The 26,734-nt window shown below is 46.6% G+C and carries 24 protein-coding genes and 2 tRNA genes; 20 read left to right on the forward strand and 6 right to left on the reverse strand.

The genetic code is table 11. The annotated features are described in order from the left end of the window. Positions 1-12: 12 nt before the first annotated feature. From FJM67_RS09570 to dnaQ, 3 genes are read left to right on the forward strand one after another with little or no spacing between them, the layout of a single operon-like run. On the forward strand, positions 13-780 hold the full coding sequence (locus tag FJM67_RS09570; protein ID WP_140588779.1) for a class I SAM-dependent methyltransferase: 768 nt from the start codon (positions 13-15) through the stop codon (positions 778-780). Next, complete coding sequence (gene rnhA / locus FJM67_RS09575) at positions 777-1,223, forward strand: ribonuclease HI (protein WP_140588781.1); 447 nt, start codon at positions 777-779, stop codon at positions 1,221-1,223. The genes FJM67_RS09570 and rnhA overlap by 4 nt, the downstream gene beginning before the upstream one ends. Next, positions 1,220-1,948, forward strand: coding sequence for a DNA polymerase III subunit epsilon (gene dnaQ, locus FJM67_RS09580; RefSeq protein WP_140588783.1), 729 nt, complete (start codon positions 1,220-1,222; stop codon positions 1,946-1,948). Before rnhA ends, dnaQ begins: the two co-directional genes overlap by 4 nt. 42 nt (positions 1,949-1,990) lie before the next feature. Here dnaQ and nhaB read toward each other — a convergent pair whose 3' ends face one another. Beyond that, a complete protein-coding gene (gene nhaB, locus FJM67_RS09585) occupies positions 1,991-3,496 on the reverse strand; it encodes a sodium/proton antiporter NhaB (protein WP_140588785.1) in 1,506 nt (501 codons plus the stop codon). A 173-nt stretch (positions 3,497-3,669) separates the two neighbouring features. Here nhaB and sohB point away from each other — a divergent pair, with 173 nt between their 5' ends. After that, entirely contained in the window at positions 3,670-4,680 is a 1,011-nt protein-coding gene (gene sohB, locus FJM67_RS09590) for a protease SohB (protein ID WP_140588787.1), read from the forward strand. Positions 4,681-4,695: 15 nt separating this feature from the next. Here the strand turns inward: sohB and FJM67_RS09595 are convergent, their stop codons facing one another. The 3 genes from FJM67_RS09595 to folX are packed head-to-tail and all read right to left on the reverse strand — an operon-like array spanning position 4,696 to position 9,381. After that, the gene (locus tag FJM67_RS09595; RefSeq protein ID WP_140588789.1) at positions 4,696-5,586 is read right to left on the reverse strand and encodes a hypothetical protein; all 891 of its coding nucleotides are present in this window, start codon (positions 5,584-5,586) and stop codon (positions 4,696-4,698) included. Next, positions 5,583-8,993 (reverse strand): transcription-repair coupling factor, encoded by a 3,411-nt coding sequence (gene mfd / locus FJM67_RS09600; RefSeq protein WP_140588791.1) that lies wholly within the window; start codon positions 8,991-8,993, stop codon positions 5,583-5,585. Before mfd ends, FJM67_RS09595 begins: the two co-directional genes overlap by 4 nt. Before the next feature lie 25 nt (positions 8,994-9,018). After that, the gene (gene folX / locus FJM67_RS09605) at positions 9,019-9,381 is read right to left on the reverse strand and encodes a dihydroneopterin triphosphate 2'-epimerase (protein ID WP_140588793.1); all 363 of its coding nucleotides are present in this window, start codon (positions 9,379-9,381) and stop codon (positions 9,019-9,021) included. A 399-nt stretch (positions 9,382-9,780) separates the two neighbouring features. Between folX and FJM67_RS09610 the strand changes: the two genes are divergently transcribed. The 9 genes from FJM67_RS09610 (at position 9,781) to sthA (ending at position 18,387) form a co-directional block, all read left to right on the forward strand. Then, positions 9,781-11,118: a Na(+)-translocating NADH-quinone reductase subunit A gene (locus tag FJM67_RS09610; RefSeq protein ID WP_140588795.1), complete on the forward strand. Its 1,338-nt coding sequence runs from the start codon at positions 9,781-9,783 to the stop codon at positions 11,116-11,118. Positions 11,119-11,121: 3 nt separating this feature from the next. Beyond that, positions 11,122-12,318: an NADH:ubiquinone reductase (Na(+)-transporting) subunit B gene (locus FJM67_RS09615; protein ID WP_140588797.1), complete on the forward strand. Its 1,197-nt coding sequence runs from the start codon at positions 11,122-11,124 to the stop codon at positions 12,316-12,318. Continuing rightward, on the forward strand, positions 12,311-13,108 hold the full coding sequence (locus FJM67_RS09620) for a Na(+)-translocating NADH-quinone reductase subunit C (protein ID WP_140588798.1): 798 nt from the start codon (positions 12,311-12,313) through the stop codon (positions 13,106-13,108). Before FJM67_RS09615 ends, FJM67_RS09620 begins: the two co-directional genes overlap by 8 nt. 2 nt (positions 13,109-13,110) lie before the next feature. Then, positions 13,111-13,773, forward strand: coding sequence for an NADH:ubiquinone reductase (Na(+)-transporting) subunit D (locus tag FJM67_RS09625; protein ID WP_140588800.1), 663 nt, complete (start codon positions 13,111-13,113; stop codon positions 13,771-13,773). Further along, positions 13,773-14,381, forward strand: coding sequence for an NADH:ubiquinone reductase (Na(+)-transporting) subunit E (gene nqrE / locus FJM67_RS09630; RefSeq protein WP_140588802.1), 609 nt, complete (start codon positions 13,773-13,775; stop codon positions 14,379-14,381). The genes FJM67_RS09625 and nqrE overlap by 1 nt, the downstream gene beginning before the upstream one ends. 41 nt (positions 14,382-14,422) lie before the next feature. Further along, complete coding sequence (gene nqrF / locus FJM67_RS09635) at positions 14,423-15,646, forward strand: NADH:ubiquinone reductase (Na(+)-transporting) subunit F (protein ID WP_140588804.1); 1,224 nt, start codon at positions 14,423-14,425, stop codon at positions 15,644-15,646. Between the two features lie 66 nt (positions 15,647-15,712). After that, positions 15,713-16,729 carry an FAD:protein FMN transferase gene (locus FJM67_RS09640; protein WP_140588805.1) on the forward strand — a complete coding sequence of 339 codons (1,017 nt, stop codon included), beginning with the start codon at positions 15,713-15,715 and terminating at the stop codon, positions 16,727-16,729. Positions 16,730-16,740: 11 nt separating this feature from the next. Beyond that, the gene (gene nqrM / locus FJM67_RS09645) at positions 16,741-16,974 is read left to right on the forward strand and encodes a (Na+)-NQR maturation NqrM (RefSeq protein ID WP_140588807.1); all 234 of its coding nucleotides are present in this window, start codon (positions 16,741-16,743) and stop codon (positions 16,972-16,974) included. An 18-nt stretch (positions 16,975-16,992) separates the two neighbouring features. Continuing rightward, positions 16,993-18,387 (forward strand): Si-specific NAD(P)(+) transhydrogenase, encoded by a 1,395-nt coding sequence (gene sthA / locus FJM67_RS09650; protein WP_140588809.1) that lies wholly within the window; start codon positions 16,993-16,995, stop codon positions 18,385-18,387. Between the two features lie 45 nt (positions 18,388-18,432). Here the strand turns inward: sthA and FJM67_RS09655 are convergent, their stop codons facing one another. Then, positions 18,433-18,984, reverse strand: coding sequence for a hypoxanthine-guanine phosphoribosyltransferase (locus FJM67_RS09655; protein WP_140588811.1), 552 nt, complete (start codon positions 18,982-18,984; stop codon positions 18,433-18,435). A gap of 26 nt (positions 18,985-19,010) precedes the next feature. Further along, on the reverse strand, positions 19,011-19,841 hold the full coding sequence (locus FJM67_RS09660; protein ID WP_181161467.1) for a YihY family inner membrane protein: 831 nt from the start codon (positions 19,839-19,841) through the stop codon (positions 19,011-19,013). Positions 19,842-20,190: 349 nt separating this feature from the next. Between FJM67_RS09660 and FJM67_RS09665 the strand changes: the two genes are divergently transcribed. The 7 genes from FJM67_RS09665 (at position 20,191) to FJM67_RS09695 (ending at position 26,717) form a co-directional block, all read left to right on the forward strand. Next, a tRNA-Arg gene (locus FJM67_RS09665) sits at positions 20,191-20,267 on the forward strand. A gap of 103 nt (positions 20,268-20,370) precedes the next feature. After that, positions 20,371-21,702 carry a trigger factor gene (gene tig, locus FJM67_RS09670; RefSeq protein WP_140588814.1) on the forward strand — a complete coding sequence of 444 codons (1,332 nt, stop codon included), beginning with the start codon at positions 20,371-20,373 and terminating at the stop codon, positions 21,700-21,702. Positions 21,703-21,774: 72 nt separating this feature from the next. After that, positions 21,775-22,407 (forward strand): ATP-dependent Clp endopeptidase proteolytic subunit ClpP, encoded by a 633-nt coding sequence (clpP, locus tag FJM67_RS09675; protein ID WP_140588816.1) that lies wholly within the window; start codon positions 21,775-21,777, stop codon positions 22,405-22,407. A 17-nt stretch (positions 22,408-22,424) separates the two neighbouring features. Further along, positions 22,425-23,708: an ATP-dependent Clp protease ATP-binding subunit ClpX gene (gene clpX / locus FJM67_RS09680; protein WP_140588819.1), complete on the forward strand. Its 1,284-nt coding sequence runs from the start codon at positions 22,425-22,427 to the stop codon at positions 23,706-23,708. A gap of 145 nt (positions 23,709-23,853) precedes the next feature. Then, on the forward strand, positions 23,854-26,244 hold the full coding sequence (gene lon, locus FJM67_RS09685) for an endopeptidase La (protein ID WP_140588821.1): 2,391 nt from the start codon (positions 23,854-23,856) through the stop codon (positions 26,242-26,244). Positions 26,245-26,360: 116 nt separating this feature from the next. Continuing rightward, the gene (locus tag FJM67_RS09690) at positions 26,361-26,633 is read left to right on the forward strand and encodes an HU family DNA-binding protein (protein ID WP_140588823.1); all 273 of its coding nucleotides are present in this window, start codon (positions 26,361-26,363) and stop codon (positions 26,631-26,633) included. 7 nt (positions 26,634-26,640) lie between these two features. Next, positions 26,641-26,717, forward strand: a tRNA-Asp gene (locus tag FJM67_RS09695). Positions 26,718-26,734: the final 17 nt, after the last annotated feature.

Here is a 26,734-nt window from a genome sequence, read left to right on the forward strand (position 1 = left end):
TGAGAGCATTCTATGTTGAATGGGCAAGCAAGACAATTTTTCCAAGAATGGTATCAAACCTCCCTTGGTGAGCGTTTGCTTAGTGAAGAGCACGAGGCCATCGAGCAGGCACTGGATCATGTAATTGGTTACTACCTGCTAATTCAGTCGCCGCTGAAGCAATTGCAATTACACAACCACCGGATGCGGGAAACGCTTAATATTGCGCCGGTGCTAGAGCTTGGTGCTCCAGCGAATACTGTGGTTGCCACCATGGACGAGCTACCTTTTGATGGCGATGGATTAGATGCCATTGTGCTTCACCATACGTTGGATTTATCTGAAAATCCCCATCGTGATTTGCACGAAGTCGCCCGCACCCTGTTGCCAAGTGGTAAACTTATCATTGTGGGTTTTAATCCGTGGAGCACATGGGGGCTACGACGCCCGTTCGTGAAACGCAATCGTGCTCCTTGGGCTGCGCGATTTATCAGTCCTGCACGAATCGAGGACTGGCTGAAAGTAGCTGGGTTGACCTTAGATAAGAGAGAATTTGTGGGTTTTGATGTGCCGCTCCAATCTGACCGTTGGCGCAACCGTTGTAGCGGACTCGGGCGCGGTATGCAAAGCATAAACCTACCATTCGGTTGTGTTTACGTATTAACAGCGACTAAACAAACACGTCGTTATATACCGATAAAGCCTCGCTGGTCTGCGGCGAAAGTGCGCGTTCCACCCTTAACTAAGCCTACGATTAAAGAAGTGGGCTTTACTCCTAATCACGAGAAAATAAGCGAATGAAAAAAGAAGTCACCCTGTATACCGACGGTGCTTGCAAAGGCAATCCTGGTATTGGCGGTTGGGGCGCATGGCTAACCTTCGGTAAACATGAGAAAAAACTCTGTGGTGGCGAGGAAAATACCACCAACAATCGGATGGAGCTACAAGCCGCGATAGAAGGGTTAAAAGCCTTGCGCGAACCTTGCTCGGTTACCCTTTTTACCGATTCATCCTATGTGCAAAAAGGTATTACAGAATGGTTGAAGGGTTGGAAACGGAAACAATGGAAAACGGCGTCAGGGCAACCGGTAAAAAATCAGGACTTGTGGCAGCAACTGGACGAATTATGTCGCCAGCATGAAGTAGAGTGGCGCTGGGTGAAAGGTCATGCGGGCATAGAAGGCAATGAAATAGCTGACCAGTTAGCAAATCTCGGGATTGAAAAGCTCAAAGGTGAAGCATGAGACAAATCGTATTGGATACCGAAACCACCGGTATCGACCCTAAACAAGGGCACCGGATTATCGAAATCGGTTGCGTAGAAATGCAAAAACGCAAACTTACTAAGCGTCATTTTCATGTCTACATCAATCCAGAGCGCGAAGTGGAAGAAGAAGCTTTCCGGGTTCATGGAATTAGTAATGAGTTTTTAGCAGATAAACCGCTATTCCGTGACGTGGCCCAGGAGTTCTTAGATTTTATCCACGGAGCAGAGCTTATTATTCACAACGCTCCGTTCGACGTTGGCTTTATTGATCATGAGTTTGCCAAGTTAGGCGGCTTTCCCAAAGTTGCCGATATCTGCACGGTGTTTGATAGCCTCGTCTATGCCCGGCAAAAGCATCCAGGTCAGAAAAACAACTTGGATGCCCTATGTAAACGTTACGGCATAGATAACTCCCATCGAGATCTGCACGGCGCTTTGCTGGATGCCGAGATTTTGGCCGATGTGTATCTGATGATGACGGGGGGGCAAACGTCCCTTGGCTTGTCCGCCGCTCAAGAGGAAGGTAGTCAGCAGGAGCAGCAAACCACCGGATTGCGTCGCTTTGATGTAAATCGCCCGAGGTTGAAGGTGATCCGCGCGAGTGCGGATGAGTTAGCTGCCCATGAGGCTCGTTTGGATATGATAGATAAGAAAAGTGAACAATCTATTTGGCGCAGGAAAATGGTAGTGGCTGAGCAATAGAGCAATTCCCCCAGAGCGTTGCTCTGGGGGAATTCAAATTACCTATTGCACTAGGTAGGTAACACAAAGTCCACCAACCACACTTAGAACGATAGTATAGGGAAGTGCCATAAGTACCATCTTGCCGTAGGAAAGGCGTAACAGTGGTGCGATAGCTGAAGTCAGTAAGAATAAGAACGCCGCCTGACCATTAGGAGTAGCGACACTTGGTAGATTAGTACCAGTGTTCACAGCTACTGCCAGAATATCAAAGTGCTCGCGAGATATGGTGCCAGCATCGTATGCGGATTTGATTTCAGTGATGTAAACGGTTGCCACGAACACGTTATCGCTGATGGCTGACAGTAAACCGTTTGCAATAAAGAACATTAATGGTTGTGAGTGAGTTGGCATTGCCAAAACCGTATCGATAATTGGCTGGAACAGATGTTGTGCGTGAATAACCGATACAACAGTAAAGAACACAACCAGAAGCGCGGTAAAAGGTAGTGCTTCTTCAAATGCATGACCAATCCGATGTTCTTCGGTGATGCCATTGAAAGCGGTCAACAACACGATCACCATCAAACCAACTAGGCCAACTTCTGCCACGTGAAATGCCAGTGAAAATACCAGTAAAACCGCAACGATGCCTTGCACGATCAATTGTGACTTGTGCTTGTTGGTACTTTTAGCGGATTCTGCATTGGCAAAGTTTTGCAGAATATTGCGTACGTTTTCAGGCAGTGTTGCGCCATAGTCAAACATTTTAGTCTTTTCTAAGATAACCACAGTTAGTAGGCCACAAACTAAAACTGGCATAGAGACTGGGGCAACTTGAAGGAAAAATTCAACGAAATCCCAGCCAGCAACCTTGGCTATCAGTAAGTTTTGTGGTTCGCCAACAAGAGTCGCAACTCCACCAAGCGCTGTACCTACGGCACCATGCATTAACAGGCTGCGTAGAAATGCGCGAAACTGAGCTAGGTCCTGTTGATTGACAGGGAGTATGGCATCGTCTTTGCCATGGTCATGAGAATTATTATTGGACTGGTCCGACGCGACCTTGTGATAGACCGAATAGAACCCCACACTTACACTGATCAACACAGCAGTAACGGTTAAAGCATCGAGAAATGCGGATAAAAAAGCGGCGGCTAAACTGAAAATTAACGAAATCGCTACTTTTGAGCGAATGCGTACGAGTAGTTTGTTAAAGATAAAGAGCAACATATCTTTCATAAAGTAAATGCCTGCCACCATAAACATAAGTAACAGGATAACTTCTATGTTGTGCTCTACCTCCATGTACACCCCTTCACTGGTGGTTAGCCCAAGCAGCACCGATTCTATGGCTAACAAACCACCGGGTTGCAATGGGTAACATTTGAGTGCCATGGCGAGGGTAAAAATAAACTCTATAATCAATAGCCAGCCAGTAATGAAGGGGCCAACGGTATAGAGTAGAATGGGGTTAAGGACTAAAAAAAGGATGATCGCTTGCTTGTACCAAAGTGGCGATGACCCTAGAAAATTGCTGCTAAATGCTTGTGAAAGGCTGTTGTTCATTCACGGCTCCCGGAAATCTTATTAAAATCTTGTAATTTTCTTACTAAATTTTTGCGAAATCATGATAGTGCATCCCGAGAACGCTGACTATAGGGAAAAATCAACAAGCCTGTTAATTTGTAAATTAGTACGACATTCGTCGTAAATAGCCAACAGTATTAGGAGTGTAGACATTGGAGTTTTTATCGGATTACGCTGGTTTCCTTATTCGATTGCTGAGTATCGCGCTAGTGATAGTGCTGATTTTATCTTCCTTGGCGAGTATAAAATCGAAAAACCACAAGGGTAAGGGGAGTTTGCAAGTGGCGGAAATAAGCGAGGAAGTGCAGCAGACCAAGCGCCACATGCAACAGGAATTATTGGATAAGAAAACTTTTAAGGCGTTGCAGAAGTCTGAAAAGCGGAGCAAAAAGCAAAAGTCTAGCCCGTCTCGAAATGTGTTTGTCGTGGAGTTTGATGGCGACATTCAAGCATCGGCAACCGATTCCCTGCGAGAAGAAATTTCTGCGATTCTATCGGTGGCTTCCACTGCGGATGAGGTGGTAGTGAAGCTGGAGAGTGGCGGTGGTGTAGTCCATGGCTATGGCTTGGCCGCCTCCCAGTTGCAAAGAATTAAAGACAAAGGTATTGGTTTAACGGTTTGTATCGATAAAGTAGCCGCCAGTGGTGGCTACATGATGGCTTGCGTGGCGGATAAAGTGGTTGCTGCGCCATTTGCTATTGTGGGTTCCATCGGTGTGGTGGCACAAATTCCAAATATTCATCGTCTGCTTGATAAAAATGATATCGATGTGGAACTACATACGGCGGGGCAGTTCAAGCGTACCTTGACGGTACTTGGAGAAAATACCGAGGAAGGACGGGAGAAATTCAAGCAGGATTTGGAGCGTACCCATGAGTTATTTAAGCGTCATGTAGCGCTGCACCGACCTGCACTTGATATTGATGAAATTGCTACTGGGGAAGTCTGGTACGGTAGCGAGGCGAAAGACCTAGGACTGGTGGATGTGATTCAGACCAGTGATGACTATGTGCTAGACCGCTGTGTAGAGGCTAAAGTAATTCAGGTAAATTACCGTAAGGCGCGGCCGGTGAGTGAGCGATTAGGATTATCTGCCATGGCTGTCCTAGAAGAGCGAGCCCGGTACTGGATTGGTAAAATCATGCAGCACCGGGGGTTTTAGTCGGTATTGGTTCGACTAGAATTGTGGAGCAGCTAACGCCTTAGATGGTTGCTCCTTTAAAGCTTGTATATCGATTTCGGCTTTGCTGGCAAGGGCTTGTTGCTGCTTAATCAGAGCAACGGCGTAGTCCAGTTCAAGGGGTTCAAAATAGATTAAAGTGCCTATTACTGGGTGATCGAGATAGTTTAATTTGCCGCTCGCTGTGCGATTGGAAATTTGGATGTCGAGCACCAGTGCCGGTTCAAACTGCTTTACCAGCACAGGCTGTGCTTCTGGTTGATTTTCGTCCGGTTCTGGGGCTGCCACACTATCTGTAGCCCCGATCTGCACTTGCGCGAATGTGGCTTCATTCTCAACCCGAGGTGGCACGGTGAAGCTATCAAATAAATAGTGTTTGTAACTCAGGTCCGTTTGCAGGTAGCGTCCTAATGCAATGGTGGCCTTGCCAGTCAGTTCAGCGAATCCGTCATACAATGGCGCGCTGTGAAATTCGAGCTCTAACTTAGAGCCAGTTGCCTTAAAAATTATTGTCTCTGTTTCATCCACTAAAAGATTAGCTCGACGCTTTATTTGACTAATATAGTCACGGAACTCTTGTATGGACTCGGGCGGCAATATGGATTCTTCTAGTAATTCCCCAGATTGAAGCTGACTTTGAGAGGTCGGAGGCTGTGTTGCTGTAGAGGCATCATCTAGTGTCGGTGAATCATCGAATCTTTTAACGTCAAACAGATTTTCGATGTTCTGGTATTCAATATGCTCGCTGGAATAGCGATCGGGCCACTTGAAAGCCACAATGTGCGCTTGATAGGCCCGAGCGGTATCGGGATTAAATTCCTCTAACGAAAGAGAGAACACTGGCATAGCCAGTGTTAGGCTTAGGGAACAAATAGCTAAACTTTTCAATGTAATAGTTCCAACGTCTGTTCGGTGTAGGTGAAGCGATCTTCTGCTGTGGTCATGGCTTTGAGGCAGCGTAATGTATCCGATCCTGACAATTTGTATTGATCGGGCTTGCGTTGAATCAGATTTATCAACTTCATTGGATCGACCGGTGTATTTGGGCCAAAGTGGATTTTTACTTCTGCGTTGTTGGCTTCGATTTTGGTAATGCCAAGTTGTTCCGCTTTGAGTTTTAGCACCGTCTGGCGGAAGAGATTTTTACACGCATCTGGCAATAACCCAAAGCGGTCGATCATTTCAACTTGTAGTTCTTTAAGCTCAGCCTCTGTGGTTGCGCTGGCAATGCGTTTATAGAGAATTAAACGCGAGTGTACATCACCCAGATAATCATCTGGAATCAGGGCAGGAACGCGCAGGTTTACGTCGGTCTGTGCTGGAGTAGTAATATCCACGTTAGGAGTCTTGCCACTTTTTAGCGATTTTACGGCACGATCCAGCATGTCCATAAACAATGAGAAGCCAACATGTTCGATATGGCCGCTTTGTCCTTCACCAAGGAGTTCACCGGTTCCGCGAATTTCTAAATCATGGGTTGCTAGCGTAAAGCCTGCTCCTAACGTATCTGCCATCGAAATGGCCTCTAGCCGTTTCTCAGCATCTGTAGTGATGCGTCTATCTTCTGGAGTTAGCAAGTAGGCATAGGCTTGGTGGTGCGAGCGCCCAACGCGTCCTCGTAACTGATGAAGTTGCGCTAAACCGAACTTGTCTGCGCGCTCGATAATGATCGTATTGGCATTGGGGATGTCGATACCAGTCTCGATGATCGTTGAACACACTAAAATATTGGCCCGCTTGTGGTAGAAGTCAGACATCACTTGCTCCAGCTCACGCTCACGCATCTGTCCGTGACCGATGGTGATTTTTGCTTCCGGAACCAATGTATTTAAGTCTTCTGCAGCTTTACCTATGGTTTGTACTTCGTTATGTAGATAGTAGACTTGGCCGCCACGGTATAACTCACGCAATATAGCTTCGCGAATTTGGGCCGGGTCTTTTTGCTTCACAAAAGTTTTGACTGATAGTCGCTTGGCAGGTGGTGTGGCAATAATTGATAAATCCCGGATGCCTGAAAGAGACATGTTGAGCGTTCGCGGGATGGGCGTAGCGGTCAAGGTTAGTACATCCACCTCAGCACGCAGAGCTTTAAACTGATCTTTTTGCTTGACGCCGAAGCGGTGCTCCTCGTCGATAATAACGAGCCCAAGATCATGAAATGCCACATCACTTTGCACCAACTTATGGGTGCCAACGACAATATCTGCTTTGCCTTCCGTAATGCGTTTTAGGGCCTCAGTCGTTTGCTTACCGGAGCGGAAGCGAGATAGCAGTTCAATTTGTACAGGCCAGTCGGCAAAACGGTCGCAAAAGTTTTCGTAGTGTTGTTGTGCCAGCAAGGTGGTAGGGACTAACACCGCCACCTGTTTACCGTCTTGTACCGCAAGGAAAGCGGCACGCATGGCTACTTCGGTTTTACCAAAACCGACGTCACCACACACTAAACGGTCCATGGCTTTGGCGCTGGTCATGTCGCTAATGACAGCGTCAATGGCGAGTTGTTGGTCTGGTGTTTCTTCAAACGGAAAGCCGCTGGCAAACTGAGTGTACTGACTGTCAGGCTTGGCGAAGGCGTGGCCGCGCTTAGCTTCTCGCTTGGCATAGATTTCTAATAGCTCAGCAGCGGTATCCCGAGCCTTCTCTGCCGCCTTTTGTTTGGCTTGACTCCACTTCTCACTGCCTAGTTTGTGTAGTGGGGCGTGATCTTCGTCGGCTCCCGTGTAGCGAGAGATAAGCTGCAAAGATGAAACCGGTACGTAGAGTTTGGCTTGGTTGGCATACTCTAGCGTTAGTAATTCGGTTTCCTGACCATCCACCGATAAAGTCGTTAAGCCCAAATAACGCCCGACACCATGGTCTATGTGTACGACCGGGGCACCAATACGTAACTCTGTCAGATTACGGATGATTGACTCTTCCGATATGTCTGAACTCTTACGACGTCTTTGCTGAGAAACGCGAGCGCCCAGTATTTGTGCTTCGGTAATAAGTGTCCAGTCGCTACGATATTGAAAACCTTGGGTAGTTTGACCTTCGGTAATGGCGAGAGCGGTTGGGGAAGAGACAAACGTTTGCCAATCTGGTGTGTAGTGAGGGCGAATGTCGGCGCTACGTAGTAGTTCTAATAGTGCTTCACGACGGCCGGCTGACTCGGCGACTAACAACACAGGCTGGTGGATATTGTTGATAAAAGTACGGAGTTTCGTTAGCGGATCTTGGCTCTTGGCATCAGCGGACACATCTGCTACCGGGCGATAACTGCTGTCGGTATCGGGATCAGTGGCAAATACCAAACTAGGATAGCGGTTGATGTGGCGGAATAACTCTTCTTCCCTTAAGCAGATTTCTTCTGGTTTAAGTAACGGTTTTTGCACGTCGTAGGCGAGGGATTCATAGCGCTGCTCAAAGTCTGCCTTGATAGCAGCATATTGCTCTTTAAGGTGTGCCTGCCTAGCGATAATGGCATTGTCAGGTAAATATTCCAGCAATGATTCGGTTCGCTCGAAGAACAATGGTAAGTAGTATTCAATTCCTGCCGGCATGCTGCCTTCACTGACATCTTGATAGATCGGGTTCGTTAACGATGTACGCTCAAAACGTTCACGAAAGCGCTGTCTGAAACGACTGATCCCTTGTTCGGTTGTTGGCAATTCGCGGGCGGGTAAAATGCTAACGGCGTCAACTTTTTCAACAGTGCGTTGAGTTTCCGGGTCAAACCAGCGAATGCTATCGATTTCATCATCGAACCAGTCTAGGCGGATGGGAGCCTTGCTTCCCATTGGGAAGACGTCCAGCAATCCACCTCGGGTCGCAAATTCTCCGTGTTCGCGCACCGTATCGACATGCAAATAGCCGCCATTGGTCAACTGAGAGCATAGGGTCTCTTGAGCAATTTTCTGTCCGGTTTGGATTTGAAAACGTTGTGCATCGATATGCGAAGCGGGACATAGACGGGTGAGTGCAGACCCAACGGTGGCGATGATAATAGTGGGTGGCTGAGCTCCAGTGCTGATGTCCTTAATACGTGCCAGTGTTTGTAGTCGGTCGGAAATAATATCTTGGTGGGGGGAGAAGCTGTCATAGGGAAGCGTTTCCCACTCGGAGAAGCGCAGTAGTATCGCCTGTTCAGGTAAAAAAAAGCTGAGGTTGTCTTCTAGTTCATTTAAATCGCCCACATTCTCAGCAAGAAACAATACTGGCCGGTGTGTTTGCAGTGTGCATTGTACCAATTGATGGGCCAGTTGTGCGCCATTTAAATACTGAGCGTAATTACGAAATCCCGGTTCGAGCTTCATGGTGTCCTTGATGGTCTTGATAATGTTAATCGTTGTTACGGCTTAGACTAAAAGATACCGAATCAGCAAAGCGCAAGGCGTGGGGTTTATCTACTTCCACTTGAGCAAAGGAAATGTGCGGGTTGCTGAAACAAATATCGATAATGTCTTGGGTGAGCTTTTCTAGTAGCAAAAAGCGGTTGTTTTCAACGTGATGGATCACCTGCTTACAAATGGTGCGGTAATTGACCGCATCAGCCACATCATCCGTCTGGCAAGCTTTCGTGGCGGGGTACTCAAGCAACACGTTAATCACCACATCTTGTTTATTTTTACGTTCTTCTTCATTAAATCCGATGTAAGTCCGAAGGCGTAGGTTTTTGATACGAATTTGCGCTTTATCGTTCATGGTGTGATTCCTGTTGTGGGCGCCATTGATGGCGTATTTTGAAGGCTTGGGCATTCAAGTGCAACTTAACTGGTTGCGTCTACGTGATAGCGGTGAATTAAGATCGATTTTGTTGATGAATTTTGTAAGAAAATGACATCGGGGATCCTATTATCCCCCCAAATAAAGGGGATTTATGCTCATTATTGAAGCTTTATTTCACTATTTGAATGGTCAGAGAGGGATAACAACAGTAGTCAAGGTTCGGATTGATCTCTATAATACACCGGTTTTTTTGGTGAAGTGCTATTACGTTTATGTCGTTTTTAGGCGATTCGCTTAACTGGACGTTTTCCCGGAGGGGGTCTGGTGGCAAACGTAGAACGCTTTTGTGTTCAATTATATTGTTGGGCAGAACATATGTTTAAAATAACGAAAGGCCTCGACCTACCTATTAGCGGTGCGCCTAAGCAAGAGATTGCTAACGCGGCTCCGGCTAAGCGGGTAGCTGTCATCGGACCTGACTACCATGGTATGAAACCTACCATGCTGGTCAAAGAAGGTGATCAGGTCAAAAAAGGGCAGGTAATCTTTACGGATAAGAAAACCGAAGGAGTAAAGTACACCGCCCCAGCTGCCGGAACTGTAGTGGCTATTAATCGTGGTGAACGCCGCGTACTACAATCGGTAGTGATTGAAGTGTCGGGCAGTGAGAGCATCGAATTTGCGAAATATTCAGGCTCTCAATTAGGCTCCCTTGAACGTGAGTTAGTTGTAGAGAATTTAGTAGAGTCAGGCTTGTGGACTGCGTTGCGTACCCGTCCATTCTCTAAAGTTCCTGCAGTTGATTCCACCCCAAGCTCAATTTTTGTTACGGCGATCGATACTAACCCATTAGCGGCCAATCCTGAGTTAATTCTTGCAGACCAAGCTGAAGCTTTTGCTGATGGTTTAACAGTGTTAACACGCTTAACCCAGGGCAAAGTGTTTCTTTGTAAAGCGGCCGGGGCAAAAGTACCTACCACTTCTGCGGTTGAAGTCGCAGAGTTTGCGGGTAAGCACCCTGCAGGCTTGGCTGGCACACATATCCATTTCCTTGACCCTGTTAGCGACAAAAAGACCGTTTGGTCAATTGGTTACCAAGACGTCATCGCTATCGGCAAGCTCTTTGTGACAGGTCAGCTAGATTCTACCCGAGTGATCTCTTTAGCAGGTCCACAGGTTAAATCACCTCGTTTGGTGCGAACTTGTCTAGGAGCTGATTTAGTAGAACTAACCAAAGGTGAACTGGCTGACGGCGAGAATCGTATCATTTCGGGTTCTGTGTTATCTGGTCGTAAAGCAGCAGGTCCGTACGCTTATCTTGGTCGCTATCACCAGCAAGTTACTGTGTTGGCAGAAGGACGTGAGCGTCAAATGATGCACTATCTTCGTGCTGGTGCAGAGAAACACTCGGTATTGAACGTATTTCTTTCCAAGTTAACTGGTAAAACCAGTTTTGCCATGACAACTACCACTAACGGTAGTGATCGCACCATGTTGCCGCTTGGTCATTTTGAGCGTTTGATGCCGTTGGATATTCTGCCGACTCAGCTACTGCGCTCGCTAGTAGTGGGTGATACCGAACAAGCGCAAAAATTGGGCGCCCTAGAGTTGGACGAAGAAGATCTAGCTCTATGTACCTATGCTTGTTCTGGTAAGTTTGAATACGGCCCGATTCTACGTGATTGTCTCACCACAATTGAGAAAGAGGGTTAAGTCATGGGTCTAAGAAAAGTATTAGACAAAATCGAGCCTGAGTTTCATTCAGGTGGAAAGTATGAAAACTGGTATGCTTTGTACGAGGCGGTAGACACTATCTTCTATCGTCCTAGCCAAGTGACCAAAGCAAGCTCTCACGTACGTGATGCAGTTGATATGAAACGTATCATGATCCTAGTGTGGATGTGTACGTTCCCGGCCATGTTCTTTGGTATGTATAACATCGGTTTCCAAGCAAACAGTGCTATGGATGCAATGGGTGTTACTGCTGCAGAAGGCTGGCGTCATGGGATCATCGGCGCCCTAACTAGCTACAATGTAGATAGTATTTGGGACAATATGATCTACGGTGCGATGTACTTCTTGCCAGTATACTTGACTACATTTGTGGTGGGTGGTTTCTGGGAAGTTTTGTTCGCTTCCGTGCGCAAGCATGAAGTCAACGAGGGGTTCTTCGTTACCTCCATTCTGTTCTCACTTTCTCTTCCAGCTACTGTTCCCCTTTGGCAAGTCGCCCTAGGTATTACTTTCGGTGTGGTGTTGGCGAAAGAAGTTTTTGGTGGTACAGGTAAAAACTTCCTTAACCCAGCTCTTGCGGGTCGTGCCTTCCTATTCTTCGCTTACCCTGCATCTATGTCTGGTGATGCTGTGTGGACGGCGGTAGATGGTTTCTCCGGCGCAACTGCATTAAGTATGGTTGCTGCTGGTGGTGTGGAAGCGTTAACCGTATCTTGGACTGATGCCTTCTTTGGCTTTGTGCAAGGCTCTATGGGTGAAACTTCTACCTTGGCTATCTTGATTGGTGGCGGTGCATTGCTGGTGATGAAGATTGCTGCATGGCGCATCGTTGCTGGTGTTATGGTGGGCATGGTAGCAACGTCGCTGCTATTCAACCTGATTGGCTCTGATTCTAACCCAATGTTTGCTACCCCATGGTACTGGCATTTGGTTATGGGTGGTTTTGCTTTTGGTATGATGTACATGGCAACCGACCCTGTGTCAGCTTCTATGACTAACCGTGGTAAATGGTTCTACGGTGCTTTGATTGGCTTGATGGTAGTACTGATTCGTGTGGTAAACCCTGCGTACCCAGAGGGTATGATGTTGGCGATTCTATTCGCTAACCTGTTCGCCCCATTCATCGACCATTTTGTTGTACAAGCGAACATCAAACGGAGGCTTGCACGTAATGTCTAGCAATAACGATAGCATTAAAAAAACCATCACAGTTGCTCTGTCTCTGTGTTTGGTGTGTTCCGTCTTTGTTGCAGCCGCCGCGGTGGGCTTAAAGCCTATCCAAAAAGCCAACAAGGATTTGGATCGTAAAACCAATATTCTTGCTGCTGCCAACATGTTGGATGCCAACACGTCGGTTGACGAAGCCTTTGCAAAGGTAGAGCAGCGCTTGGTGAATCTAGAAGCAGGTCGTTTTGCGACTGATGCAGAGATTCAAGCAGCAGGCATCGACGTGGCAACTTACGACCAAAAAGCAGCTGCACAAGATCCTGCTTTGTCGATTGCTCTGAATGGCGAGAATGATCCTGCTAGTATCAAGCGTCGCGCCAAATTTGCGACTGTTTACCTAGTGCGTGACGGCAACGATATTGATCGTATTGTTTTGCCAGTACACGGATACGGTTTATGGTCGACTATGTACGGCTTTATGGCCTTGGAGAATGACTTCTCTACCATCATCGGTTTCGGTTTTTATGACCAAGCTGAAACCCCTGGGCTAGGTGGTGAGGTCGATAACCCTAACTGGAAAGCATTGTGGAAAGGTAAACAAGTCTACAATGATGCTGGTGAGGCCGAGATACATTTGGTCAAGGGCTCCGTGGACAATAACGATCCGCAAGCAGCGTACAAGGTCGATGGTCTCTCTGGTGCAACGCTGACCAGCCGCGGTGTAACTAACCTCGTGCAATACTGGTTAGGTAGTGAAGCTTTCGGTCCATTCTTGGCTAAATTGCGTAGCGAAGGAGTCTAATAATGTCTGAAGTGAAAAAAGTATTATTTGGGCCGATTTTGGCTAACAACCCAATTGCTCTGCAGATACTTGGTATCTGTTCGGCATTGGCGGTTACCAGTAGTTTGAGTGTGAGCTTGGTTATGGCGATCGCTTTAACCATGGTTACTGCATTCTCTAACTTCTTTATTGCTATTATCCGTAACCATATTCCGAGCAGTATTCGGATCATTGTGCAGATGATCATTATCGCTTCCTTGGTAATTGTGGTTGATCAAATCCTCAAAGCGTTTGCTTTTGAAATTAGTAAACAGCTTTCGGTATTCGTTGGTCTAATCATTACCAACTGTATCGTTATGGGGCGTGCCGAAGCCTATGCCATGAAGAATGGCCCGGTAATGAGCTTCCTTGACGGTATCGGTAATGGTCTAGGTTACAGTGCGATGTTGATCGTGGTTGGCTTTTTCCGCGAGCTTTTAGGTGCTGGTAAACTATTTGGTGTTGAGATTTTCACTACCATTCAAAACGGTGGCTGGTACCAGCCAAACGGTTTGATGTTGCTACCTCCTAGCGCGTTTTTCGTAATTGGCTTGGTTATTTGGGCGTTACGCACTTATAAGAAAGAGCAAGTCGAAGAGCCGGAGTTCAAAATTGCCGCTAACTCTCGTACCCAGGAGGCAATGTAATGGAACACCTAATTAGCTTGTTTGTAAAAGCGGTTTTCGTAGAAAACATGGCGCTAGCCTTCTTCCTTGGTATGTGTACTTTCTTGGCTTTGTCCAAAAAAGTTGAAACTGCCATTGGTCTGGGTATCGCTGTTATCATCGTGTTGGCAGTTACCGTGCCGGTGAACAACCTCCTTTACCAAAACCTATTGGCGGAAGGTGCGTTGGATTGGGCTGGTTTGCCTGGCGTTGACTTAAGTTTCCTTGGTTTGTTGAGCTACATCGGTGTTATCGCAGCGATCGTTCAGATTCTGGAAATGACATTAGATAAATACATGCCAGCGTTATATAACGCATTGGGCGTATTTTTGCCGTTGATTACTGTGAACTGTGCCATCATGGGTGCTTCTTTGTTCATGGTAGAGCGTGACTACAATTTTAGTGAGTCTGTGGTTTACGGCGTAGGTGCTGGTATTGGTTGGGCGCTAGCGATTGCTGCTCTAGCCGGTATCCGTGAGAAGTTGAAGTATTCTGACGTTCCAGCAGGTCTACGTGGTTTAGGTATTACCTTTATCACTGTTGGTCTGATGAGCTTGGGCTTCATGTCATTTTCTGGTGTGCAGCTGTAAGGCTGCACAGTTGGGACAACCAAGAATAAGGTTTAACTAACATGAACTTAGAAATCATTCTAGGTGTTGTGATGTTTACCGCCATCGTGTTGGCGCTGGTTGCTGTTATTTTGGCAGCTCGTGCTCGCTTGGTGAGCAGTGGTGACGTTACGATCCGTATTAATGGTGAAAAAGAAGTAACTGCGCCTGCGGGCGGTAAATTGCTTCAGACTTTGGCAAACGCTGGTATTTTTCTGTCCTCTGCTTGTGGTGGCGGCGGTACTTGTGCCCAGTGTAAGTGTAAGGTTATGTCTGGTGGTGGCTCTATGCTTTCCACTGAGCAGTCTCACTTTACTCGCCGTGAAGAAAAAGAAGGCTACCGTCTATCTTGTCAGGTGGCAGTCAAGCAGGATATGGACGTTGAAGTGCCTGAAGAGGTATTCGGCGTTAAGTCTTGGGAATGTACTGTTGAGTCTAACCCGAACGTGGCTACCTTCATTAAAGAGCTAACGTTGCGTTTGCCAGAAGGTGAGAACGTTAACTTCCGTGCGGGTGGTTATGTTCAACTAGAGGCACCCCCACATACGGTTAACTACAAAGACTTTGAGATTCAAGAAGAGTACCGTGGTGATTGGGATAAATTTAACCTTTGGAAGTTCGTTTCCAAGGTTGATGAAACCATTATCCGTGCCTACTCAATGGCTAACTACCCTGAAGAAAAAGGCTTGGTGAAATTTAATATTCGAATCGCTTCACCCCCACCGGGTAAAGATGATGTGCCACCGGGTCAAATGTCTTCTTATGTGTTTAGCTTGAAGCCAGGTGACAAGATTAAAGTTTACGGCCCATTTGGTGAATTTTTCGCCAAAGACACCGACAACGAGATGGTCTTTATCGGTGGTGGTGCGGGTATGGCGCCAATGCGCTCCCATATCTTTGATCAGCTTAAGCGTTTGAACTCCACCCGTAAGATGTCTTTCTGGTATGGTGCGCGTAGTTTGCGTGAAGCTTTCTATGTGGAAGAGTATGATAAACTTCAAGAAGAAAACGAAAACTTCGTTTGGCACTTGGCGTTGTCTGATCCTCAGCCAGAAGATAACTGGACGGGTATGACGGGCTTTATCCACAACGTGTTGTATGAAAACTATTTGAAAGATCACCCAGCGCCAGAAGATTGTGAGTACTACATGTGTGGGCCTCCAATGATGAACGCTGCAGTAATTAAGATGCTAGAGGATCTAGGTGTTGAGCGTGATAATATTCTGCTTGACGACTTTGGCGGTTAGTATCTGTCTCGCAAAGACCCACTGATGTGGGTCTTTGTTTTTGGTGAAATTTAGAATAAGCGGTATATGCTAAAAAAATTATTTATCGTTTTAGGTGTTGTGGTGTTAGCGGTGGTTGGATACCGCTCGATGGCATTTTCACCGACTGTGTTGAGTTTCTCTGGTCCTACTATGGGGACGACTTACACAGTAAAGTTTGTTTCGACTAAACAACACAACTCCACCTCTCTCCTGAAGCAGGATGTTGATGAGGTGTTGGTACATATTAATCGGCTCATGTCTACCTATGATCCGAACTCTGAGCTTTCACGCTTTAATCAGTTGCCTAGCGGTGGTTCCATGGAGCTGTCCCCCGAGCTTGGCGAAGTAATTGATCAAGCTCTTCTGATTAGTGAAATGAGTGGCGGCGAATATGATGTGACCGTTGGACCGTTAGTCAACTTGTGGGGTTTTGGGCCTGGTAAAAAATCAGATCAAGTTCCTACTGATGAAGAAATCGCCGCCGCAAAAGCGCAGGTCGGGTACCATCGCCTAGTTCTTGAACAAGGCAAACTAACCAAAAAAGCAAGTATTTACGTAGATCTGTCTTCCATTGCCAAAGGCTACGGTGTCGATAAGGTAGCGGAATCACTTGAACGTGCAGGTATTGATAGCTACTTAGTTGAAGTCGGTGGTGAATTGCGTTCAAAAGGACATAAGCCGAATGGCGAAGCTTGGTTGGTAGGTATTGAAAGCCCTGCTGGTGGGCACAACATCGCCCAGCGAGTGATTTCGCCAGGGGATGCGGGTATCGCGACTTCAGGCGATTACCGAAATTATTTTGAAAAGAATGGTGTGCGTTACAGTCATACCATCAATCCAACCACCGGGCGGCCAATAACCCACCGCCTAGTATCGGTAACTATTATTGCCAACAACGCCATGCTTGCTGACGGATTGGCGACAGCGCTTACCGTGCTTGGCCCGGAAAAAGGATTGGAGTTGGCCAATGAGAATGGCATTGCGGCATATATGTTAGTTAAAGAAGATCTTGGTTTTAAAGAAATATACTCAGAGGCGTTTCGCCCATACCTAACTGAGTAGTGGAGTAAGAAATGACGACTATTATTCTAGCGTTTGTGTTGATGGTTCTACTTGTAGTGGCAATGGCGGTAGGCGTTCTTATGGGACGCAAGCCAATCTCGGGTTCTTGTGGCGGTATGAGTGCCCTTGGCATGGAAGTCGCTTGTGATATTTGCGGCGGGGATAAAGGCAAGTGCGAAAAAGAAACCAAAAAAGCACAGGCTGCTGCTGTAGAGAATGACCAGTTTTACGACGCATCTAAATAGAAGAGGAAGATAACCACTATGACAACAAGACATTATGATGTCGTGGTACTAGGTACTGGCCCTGCCGGCGAAGGTGCGGCTATGAACGCAGCGAAAGCTGGTAAGCGCGTAGCGGTAGTGGAAGCTAGTCCTCGTGTGGGTGGTAGCTGTACCCATTTAGGAACCATTCCGTCAAAAGCGTTACGTCATGCGGTGAAAGAAATTATCGCCTTTAATACCAACCCTATGTTCCGTGATATCGGTGAGCCACGTTGGTTTTCTTTTCCTAAAGTGCTGGATCGCGCCAATAAAGTTATCGATAAGCAGGTAATGGGGCGTACTGAATACTATGCTCGTAATCGAATTCATGTGTACTTTGGCCGTGGCAAATTCAAAGACGCCAACACTATTGAAGTAAATACCTACGAAAAGGGCCCCGAGACCCTAGTGGCAGAAAAAGTCGTTATTGCTACCGGATCTCGGCCTTATCGCCCAGTAGACATAGACTTTTCTCATCCGCGAATTTATTGCTCCGACACTATCTTGAGCTTAAGTCATACGCCGCGATCCCTGATTATTTATGGTGCTGGGGTTATCGGCTGCGAATATGCCTCGATTTTCTGTGGTTTAGGAGTGCGTGTTGAACTGATTAACCCAGGCAAGAAGCTACTTAGTTTCTTGGATGATGAGATCACCGATGCGTTGAGTTACCACCTACGAGATAGCGGTGTTCTTATTCGTCACAACGAAACCTATGAGTCGGTAGAGACTACCGAGCGTGGCGTAGTGATGAATCTTAAATCTGGTAAGAAGCTTCGCGCCGATGCGTTATTGTTCTGTAATGGTCGCTCGGGTAACACCGATGGATTGGGCTTGGAGAATATTGGCCTTGAAGCGAACTCTCGTGGTCAGTTGCAGGTGAATGATTCCTACCAAACATCAGTAGAAAACATTTATGCGGCAGGTGATGTAATAGGCTGGCCAAGTTTGGCGAGTGCAGCGTATGACCAAGGGCGCTCTGTAGCGGCTAATATGCTGGGATTGGAGGGTGGTCATTTTATCTCTGAAGTGCCAACAGGTATTTATACAATCCCTGAAATTAGTTCAATCGGCAAAAATGAGGCAGAACTCACGGCAGAAAAAGTCCCTTATGAAGTAGGGCGTGCTTTCTTTAAAAATACTGCCCGGGCGCAGATTACTGGTGAAGCAGTTGGTATGCTCAAGCTACTATTTCACCGGGAAACCTTGGAGATCCTTGGGATTCACTGCTTTGGTGACCAGGCTTCAGAGATCGTCCATATCGGCCAAGCTATTATGAAGCAGCCGGGTGAGCAAAATACCCTGAAATATTTCCTTAACACCACATTCAACTACCCAACCATGGCGGAAGCCTATCGGGTTGCGGCGTTAAATGGTTTTAACCGAGTGTTCTGATTGAACGAAAAAGGGCTTCCATGGAAGCCCTTTTTAGTCGTATGGTTACTGATTGATGGCGTAAATGCCCTGTAAATTACGGAAAAAGCCTTGGTAATCCATGCCATAACCGAATAGGAATTTATCTTCTACATCTAGCCCTAGGTAGTCAGGACGCATCTCGACCTTGCGATCATGCAACTTATTAACGACAGCCGCTGTGTAGACTTCTTTCGCACCGTTGTTCTCAAACCAATGGATGATGGCTTCTAAGGTGTGGCCTTGATCGAAAATATCATCTACCACCAACACAGTGCGCCCTTCAAAATCGACCTGTGGAAACTTAATCCACTCCAACTTATCGCCTTCAAACTCCATACCATAGCGAGTCGCATGCACATAGTCGATTTCAAGCGGAAAAGACAGGCGTTGCATCAGCGCACCAGTAGGCAATAAACCACCGTTCATAACGCAGACAACGATGGGGAGTTTATCTTGTAAGTCTTTAGTAATGGCTTCAGCCATACTATCTAGTGCAACATTAAGTTGTTGTTGGGTAACCAAGCATTCAGCATTGGCTAAAATGGCATTTAGTTCGTCAAGACGTTTCGTAGACATAATCTATTTCCCCAGAAATTGACCGATCATTCTAACTTAATAAAAAGGCGATTGCGATGGAGTGCTGCGTTTATACATACAGAGATCAAAATGACGAGCCAAGTGATCTGAAGCCACACGAGAAAAATTGGTAAGGCAGCAAAGGCACCATACACCACTTGGTAATTGGCAAAGAATTGGGCAAAGTTACTGAACGCCCAATTGACAAGAGATAGCGCGACGACGCCAATAAGAGCGCTAAGAGCCGTTGGTTTGAGTTGTGTGTCGGTATTCGGCGTCAAATAATTAAGGACAAACAAAGCGATAAAATAGATAACGAAGCCACCGAACTCCACCACTTGATTAAATAGAGTAGAAATTGAAAGCCCTTGTATCTGGTAGCTCAGCAGGGTGCCATACAAGCTACCGGCCGCGGCAAGCAGAATCGGACCCATGGTCAGAATTGACCAGTAGATCAGTAGGCGTTCTCTCAACTTACGAACTTGCTTTACTTGCCAAATCTGCTGTACACCGGCCTCAAAACTATTCAGTAACAGTAGTGCGGTAACCAATAGAGTAATCACACCAACGGCCGGTAAATTTTTCGCTTGCTCGGAAAAGCTGAGTAAGTAGGGCACAAGTGTTTCGCTACTACCCGGAGCCAAATGCTGTTCTACAAATTGCACCAGATTGGTTTCCATACTCGCCATCGCGGGAGTCAGTCTTAAGATGCCGAGAACGATCGTTAAAATGGGCACAGCGGCCAACAATGTTGCGAGGGTGAGCTGGGCAGCTCGTAATGAAACAGCATGATCACGGATATATCCCTGAACTTCCTTTGTTAAGGTGATAATTGCTACTGAAAATTTGGCTTCCATATAGTGCCTAGATAGAGTCTTCAAGAGATTAACGATCATACAATTTTATGACAGGGAAATCGAATATGTTTGATTGTGTAGCTATTGTGGAGTTTGCACGAACGCGGTGCGTTTGGCTTATTTTTGGTCGTAATTTGTTGTGGTTTGGTGCGTTTTTGCGTATTATATATCTCGTTCCTTTTGTGATATTTGTACTGTTGAATGACTAAGTCACGCTTAGCCTCATTCTCGGTTCCTTGGTGACGAAAAGTCATTTTTAGCCCAGCTTTGCTGGGCTTTTTTATTGCAATCAGTTGACGATTGCGTAGCCATCTCTATAATAGCCGCCACATTTATCTAGCGATGATATGCGCCTGTAGCTCAGTCGGATAGAGCATCCGCCTTCTAAGCGGACGGTCAGGGGTTCGAATCCCTTCAGGCGCGCCATTATTGTGCACACAAAGGTCTTGTTGGCTGTTAATTTCTAATTTAAGTCGTGATGCGTCGCGGCGGCGTCAACAAATAAAGCGAGTTCCCAAGAGGAAGTTTTATGCAAGTTTCTGTAGAGACAACGTCTCCAATCGAACGCGTACTGACTATTAGCGTTCCTGCAGCTCGAATCGAAGAAAAAGTAACAGCGGAAGTGGCGAAAACAGCTCGTACTATCCGTATTGATGGTTTCCGTAAAGGCAAAGTGCCAGTAAGCGTTGTTAAAAAACGCTACGGCCAGAGCATTCGCTTAGAAGCTGTTGAGCAGATCATGCGTGATGCCTACGTTGAAGCTATCCAAAGCGAGTCTCTACAGCCTGCTGGAATGCCTTCTATCGAGCCAAAAAACATCGCTGAAGGTGCTGACCTTGAGTTTGTTGCTAAAGTAGAAGTTTACCCAACTATCGAATTAGCTGACGCTTCTGCGATCGAAGTAAAACGCGTTGTTTCTGAAGTGACTGACGCCGACGTTGACAACATGCTAGAAACATTGCGTAAGCAAAACGCAGAGTGGGCTGCGGTTGAGCGTGAAGCTGCTGATGGCGACCAAGTAACTATCGACTTTGAAGGTTTCCTTGGTGATGAAGCATTCGAAGGCGGTAAAGCTGAAGGTCACAAACTTGTATTAGGTTCTAATACAATGATCCCAGGTTTTGAGTCTGGCATCGTTGGTATTAAAGCAGGTGAAGAACGTACTATTTCCGTTACTTTCCCTGAGCAGTACCAAGCTGAGCACCTTGCAGGTAAAGAAACTACTTTCAAAATCACTGCACATGAAGTGGCTGAGCAAGTGCTACCAGAGCTAAACGATGAGTTTGCAGAAAAATTCGGTTTAGAAGAAGCTAGCCTTGAAGGTTTGAAAGCGGAAGTGCGTAAAAATATGGAGCGTGAGCTCAATCAAGCACTTAAAGCAAAGCTTAAAAATTCTTTGTTCGATGGTCTGTTGGCTAACAACCCAGTCGAAGTGCCAAAAGCGCTTGTTGATCAAGAAATCGACGGTCTACGTCAACAGGCTGCGCGTCAGTTTGGTGGCCAAGGTTTTGACGAGTCTCAGCTTCCTGCTGAATTGTTCCAAGATGAAGCGACTAAGCGCGCTAAGCTTGGCCTTTTGATCTCTGAAGTGATCCAAAAGAATGAACTAAAAGTAGAAGATGAGCGCGTGCAAGCATTCTTGGAAGACATGGCGCAAGCCTACCAAGAGCCGCAGCAAGTGATTGATTTCTACTTGAAGAATAAAGAGCAGCTAGCTCAAGTGCAATCTGCTGTACTTGAAGAGCAAGTTGTTGATAAACTTCTTGAAACAGCTAAAGTGACTGAAGTTACTTTAGGCTACGAAGACGCTATCAAGCCAGAAGCGCCTGCTGAAGAAGCAGAAGAGAGCGCTGAAGCGTAAGCTTAGCTTACCCAATATACAAGGCCGATATAGCGTATGCTATGTCGGCTTTTTTGTTTAAGGACAAGATGTATGAACTTAACGACACCTACCACCGGTCCAGTAGCTATTACTAGTAATGGTCTAGTGCCAATGGTTATCGAACAAACCGCTCGCGGTGAGCGTTCTTTCGATATTTACTCTCGTTTGTTGAAAGAGCGCGTGATTTTCCTCGTTGGTCAAGTCGAGGATCATATGGCTAATTTGGTCGTAGCTCAGTTACTGTTCCTTGAATCGGAAAATCCAGATAAAGATATCCATTTATATATCAACTCACCAGGTGGTTCGGTAACAGCGGGTATGTCTATTTACGATACCATGCAGTTTATTAAGCCTGATGTGAGTACCATGTGTATCGGTCAAGCCGCCAGCATGGGAGCGCTATTGTTGACCGCAGGTGCTGCGGGCAAACGCTACTGCTTACCAAATTCTCGCGTGATGATTCACCAGCCTTTGGGGGGTTACCAAGGTCAAGCCTCTGACATTGAGATTCATACTCGTGAGATCTTGGGTATCAAACATAAATTGAATGAAATTATCGCATATCACACTGGTAAGCCGGTTGAGCAGGTTGCACAAGATACTGATCGTGATAACTTTATGAGCCCGCAGATGGCAAAAGATTACGGTCTGATCGACGAAATCTTGGCAAAGCGTGACGTATAAGAGAAAAGGTAGACAGAATGTCTGATGATAAATATAGCCGTGGTGATCATTCCGAGCGCTTACTTTACTGCTCGTTTTGTGGCAAGAGCCAAGATGAAGTAAAGAAGTTGATTGCGGGACCTTCGGTCTATATCTGCAACGAGTGTGTAGATTTATGTAATAACATTATCACTCAAGAACTAACGCAAAGTGATGATGACAACGGTGAAACCAATGAATTGCCGACACCGAGCAAATTGAGTGCGTCCTTGGATGATTATGTTATTGGACAAGAACGTGCGAAAAAGGTGCTAGCAGTAGCGGTGTACAACCACTACAAGCGCTTGCGCCATCAAGGTGGCATCGATAATAAGGTTGAACTGGGCAAGAGTAATATCCTGCTGATCGGCCCCACTGGTAGCGGTAAAACCTTATTAGCACAAACCTTGGCTCGGGTATTAGATGTGCCCTTTACCATTGCTGATGCCACAACCTTGACTGAAGCTGGGTACGTGGGGGAAGACGTCGAGAATATTATTCAAAAATTACTGCAAAACTGTAATTACGATGTCGAGAAAGCCCAGCGTGGCATCGTCTACATTGACGAAATTGACAAGATTTCCCGCAAATCTGATAACCCATCCATTACCCGAGATGTATCAGGTGAAGGTGTGCAGCAGGCGCTATTGAAGCTGATAGAAGGCACGGTTGCATCGGTTCCTCCCCAAGGTGGACGTAAGCATCCCCAGCAGGAGTTTTTGCAGGTAGATACTTCCAATATTCTCTTTATCTGTGGCGGAGCTTTCGCCGGCCTAGAAAAGGTTGTCAGCGATCGTACTGAAAAATCCAGCATCGGCTTTAAGGCTACCGTCAAAAGCAAAGAAGAGACCCGCAGTTTCTCTGAGATGATGGATCAAGTAGAAACTGAAGATTTGGTGAAGTTTGGTTTGATTCCTGAATTTGTCGGTCGTCTGCCGGTGGTAGCCACGTTGGCGGAGTTGGACGAGGAAGCCTTGATGACCATTTTGAGTCAGCCTAAGAATGCCTTGACCAAACAATATCAGCACTTGTTTGAGCTTGAAGGCGTGGCGCTTGAGTTCACCGCAGATGCTTTGCGTGAAGCAGCAAAATTAGCCTTGGAGCGTAAGACCGGGGCACGTGGTTTGCGCAGTATCCTAGAATCAGCTCTACTAGACAGTATGTATGAACTGCCAAATCGCAATGATGTGGTGAAAGTCGTTGTTGATGCCGGAACCATACGTCGTGAAACGGCTCCCTTAATGGTTCTTGAGACTGAACAAGAGTCGGTCAGTAACGCCTGATAAAAGCAAACGGACGCTAAGGCGTCCGTTTTCATTCTTGCTTCATAAATTTTGTGAGCTGCGTTGTAATTTCTCTTAGCGCCCCTATCTCTAAAGAATATTTATTTCCATTCGAATAACGAATGGCTACGGGTTGGAACCGCTTATGTCAAATATACTTACTTTACCGATGCTTCCCCTGCGGGATGTTGTCGTATACCCCAATATGGTATTGCCACTTTTTGTTGGTAGAAAGAAATCCATTGCTGCCCTTGATGACGCTATGGATAGTGACAAACTGGTTTTTTTGGTAGCGCAAAAAGACGCGTCCAAAGACGAGCCAGAGTACGAGGATTTATACCAAGTCGGTACGGTTGCAAAGGTAATTCAGCTGTTACGATTACCTGATGGTACCGTTAAGGTGCTAGTAGAAGGCCAGTACCGCGCTACTCATAACTCTATTGATCAGGGTGACGATTTTAACCACGCGGTGGTATCGCCTTTGTCAGGGGAAGCTGCCCCAGCAGAGAACGAATACAGCGCAATTCGTCACGCCATATTGAAGCAGCTTGATGAGTATGTCGCCGGTAGTAAGCGCATCCCCTCCGAAGTCGTAACTTCGCTTAAGTCTATCAATGACCTTTCGAAACTGATTGATTCGATCGCCGGCCATATGAGCCTTAAGTTGGATGACAAACAACAAGTGCTCGAATTGGTCAGCCTAAATGAGCGCAGCGACTATCTAATGGCATTGATGGATGGGGAGCTTGATATTGCTCACCTAGAAAAGAGCATTCGTAGTCGTGTCAAAAAGCAGATGGAGAAAAGTCAGCGCGAGTACTATCTGAATGAGCAGATTAAGGCGATTCAGAAAGAACTTGGCGACATGGACGAGGGCGGTAACGAGCTTGACCTTTTGCAGGAAAAGATTATCGAAGCCAAGATGACTACCGAAGCCACGGAGAAGGCGCAAGCGGAATTGAAAAAACTGAAAATGATGTCGCCAATGTCTGCCGAAGCGACGGTAGTGCGCGGCTACATTGATTGGCTCATTTCCCTACCGTGGAAGCAGCGTTCTAAAGTAAAAAATGACCTGGCTTATGCGGAGAAAGTGCTAAACGAAGATCACTATGGCTTGGATGACGTCAAGGAACGTATTCTTGAATTCCTAGCGGTGCAGCAACGCGTCAAAAAAGTGAAAGGTCCGGTATTGTGCTTGGTAGGGCCGCCAGGGGTGGGTAAAACTTCCCTAGGTCAGTCCATTGCTCGGGCGGTTAACCGCAAATACGTGCGTATGGCACTTGGTGGCGTTCGTGACGAAGCCGAAATTCGCGGTCACCGCCGTACCTACATTGGCTCTATGCCGGGTAAATTGTTACAGAAACTAGCCAAGGTGAAGGTGAAGAATCCGCTATTTCTATTTGATGAAATCGACAAAATGGGAATGGATCATCGTGGCGACCCAGCATCAGCACTGCTTGAAGTGCTCGATCCGGAGCAAAATCATACCTTCAACGACCACTACCTTGAGGTAGACTATGACTTGTCGGATGTGATGTTTATTTGTACGTCAAACAGCATGAATATTCCTGGGCCGCTTTTAGATCGGATGGAAGTGATTCGTATCCCAGGTTATACCGAAGACGAGAAACTGAATATCGCTAAGCGCTACTTATTGCCTAAACAAATGAAAAACAGTGGCTTAAAAGACAGTGAAATGTTGATTGGTGACGAGGCATTAATGGATGTAATCCGTTTCTATACCAAAGAGGCAGGGGTGCGTGGTCTGGAACGTGAGCTTAGCAAAATCTGTCGTCGCGTAGTTAAGAAGCAAGCCTTAACGAAAGGTAAAGAACCGATTACGGTGACCTCCGATAATCTTGAGGATTTCTCCGGCGTGCGTAAGTTTAATTACGGTAAAGCCGAAGAGAAAAATCAAATCGGACAAGTGACGGGGTTGGCGTGGACATCAGTCGGCGGTGAATTGCTCACTATCGAAGCAGCTGGTGTACCAGGTAAAGGTCGTCATGTAAAAACTGGCTCACTCGGCGATGTGATGCAAGAATCAATTCAGGCAGCTCTTACGGTTGTGCGAAGCCGCGCCGAGGGCTTAGGCATCGACCCTAATTTCCATGAAAAGATAGACCTGCATTTGCATGTGCCTGAGGGGGCGACCCCGAAAGATGGTCCAAGTGCCGGTATCGCCATGTGTACAGCCATCGTATCTGTGTTAGCGAAAGTGCCGGTAAAGGCGTCTGTTGCCATGACTGGGGAAATTACCTTGCGTGGGGAAGTATTGCCGATTGGTGGACTTAAGGAAAAACTTTTGGCTGCCCACCGTGGCGGCATCAAAACGGTGATCATCCCACAGGAAAATACCCGTGATCTAAAGGAAATCCCAGATAATATCAAGCAGGATCTTGCGATACATCCAGTAAAATGGATCGATGAAGTGCTGGATTTAGCGTTGGAATATGTTCCACAGCCAAAAGTGCAAGAAACTGCACCGGCACAGGAAAAAACTGTTGATGAACAAGAAGCTGTGAGTCATCATTAGCCAAAGCCAGAGTTGACAAGGCTTAGCAAGGGCTAGTATAAATGCTCAACTTTGTCGGTACGAGAAAAAGCCGATTAAATATCTAAGGAACCACGATAATACTGAAGGGGTACAACGTGAATAAATCAGAATTGATTGATGCAATTGCCGCGTCAGCGGATCTTTCCAAGGCTGCTGCGGGCAATGCGCTTGATGCGACCTTAGAAGCCATCGAAAAAGCGCTAGCTAGTGGTGATCAAGTGACACTTGTTGGTTTCGGTACCTTCGCTGTTAAAGACCGTGCAGCACGCACAGGCCGCAATCCACAGACTGGTGAAGAGATCCAGATCAAAGCGGCTAAGGTTCCTAGCTTCAAAGCCGGTAAAGGCTTGAAAGACGCGGTAAACTAATGTTTATGGAGCGGTAGTTCAGTTGGTTAGAATACCTGCCTGTCACGCAGGGGGTCGCGGGTTCGAGTCCCGTCCGTTCCGCCATTAGCGAAAGAGGTGTG

Source organism: Maribrevibacterium harenarium, assembly GCF_006385675.1.
Classification (GTDB): domain Bacteria; phylum Pseudomonadota; class Gammaproteobacteria; order Pseudomonadales; family Marinomonadaceae; genus Marinomonas; species Marinomonas harenarium.

Bases quoted from the DNA above. Each gene is read 5' to 3' on its own strand.
- lon (WP_140588821.1), top strand. From the start codon at position 23,854: ATGTCAAATATACTTACTTTACCGATGCTTCCCCTGCGGGATGTTGTC.
- nhaB (WP_140588785.1), bottom strand. From the start codon at position 3,496: ATGAACAACAGCCTTTCACAAGCATTTAGCAGCAATTTTCTAGGGTCA.
- FJM67_RS09570 (WP_140588779.1), top strand. From the start codon at position 13: ATGTTGAATGGGCAAGCAAGACAATTTTTCCAAGAATGGTATCAAACC.
- FJM67_RS09660 (WP_181161467.1), bottom strand. From the start codon at position 19,841: ATGGAAGCCAAATTTTCAGTAGCAATTATCACCTTAACAAAGGAAGTT.
- sthA (WP_140588809.1), top strand. From the start codon at position 16,993: ATGACAACAAGACATTATGATGTCGTGGTACTAGGTACTGGCCCTGCC.
- dnaQ (WP_140588783.1), top strand. From the start codon at position 1,220: ATGAGACAAATCGTATTGGATACCGAAACCACCGGTATCGACCCTAAA.
- nqrF (WP_140588804.1), top strand. From the start codon at position 14,423: ATGAACTTAGAAATCATTCTAGGTGTTGTGATGTTTACCGCCATCGTG.
- clpX (WP_140588819.1), top strand. From the start codon at position 22,425: ATGTCTGATGATAAATATAGCCGTGGTGATCATTCCGAGCGCTTACTT.
- mfd (WP_140588791.1), bottom strand. From the start codon at position 8,993: ATGAAGCTCGAACCGGGATTTCGTAATTACGCTCAGTATTTAAATGGC.
- FJM67_RS09610 (WP_140588795.1), top strand. From the start codon at position 9,781: ATGTTTAAAATAACGAAAGGCCTCGACCTACCTATTAGCGGTGCGCCT.
- rnhA (WP_140588781.1), top strand. From the start codon at position 777: ATGAAAAAAGAAGTCACCCTGTATACCGACGGTGCTTGCAAAGGCAAT.
- FJM67_RS09655 (WP_140588811.1), bottom strand. From the start codon at position 18,984: ATGTCTACGAAACGTCTTGACGAACTAAATGCCATTTTAGCCAATGCT.
- folX (WP_140588793.1), bottom strand. From the start codon at position 9,381: ATGAACGATAAAGCGCAAATTCGTATCAAAAACCTACGCCTTCGGACT.
- tig (WP_140588814.1), top strand. From the start codon at position 20,371: ATGCAAGTTTCTGTAGAGACAACGTCTCCAATCGAACGCGTACTGACT.
- clpP (WP_140588816.1), top strand. From the start codon at position 21,775: ATGAACTTAACGACACCTACCACCGGTCCAGTAGCTATTACTAGTAAT.
- FJM67_RS09625 (WP_140588800.1), top strand. From the start codon at position 13,111: ATGTCTGAAGTGAAAAAAGTATTATTTGGGCCGATTTTGGCTAACAAC.
- FJM67_RS09620 (WP_140588798.1), top strand. From the start codon at position 12,311: ATGTCTAGCAATAACGATAGCATTAAAAAAACCATCACAGTTGCTCTG.
- nqrM (WP_140588807.1), top strand. From the start codon at position 16,741: ATGACGACTATTATTCTAGCGTTTGTGTTGATGGTTCTACTTGTAGTG.
- FJM67_RS09615 (WP_140588797.1), top strand. From the start codon at position 11,122: ATGGGTCTAAGAAAAGTATTAGACAAAATCGAGCCTGAGTTTCATTCA.
- nqrE (WP_140588802.1), top strand. From the start codon at position 13,773: ATGGAACACCTAATTAGCTTGTTTGTAAAAGCGGTTTTCGTAGAAAAC.
- FJM67_RS09640 (WP_140588805.1), top strand. From the start codon at position 15,713: ATGCTAAAAAAATTATTTATCGTTTTAGGTGTTGTGGTGTTAGCGGTG.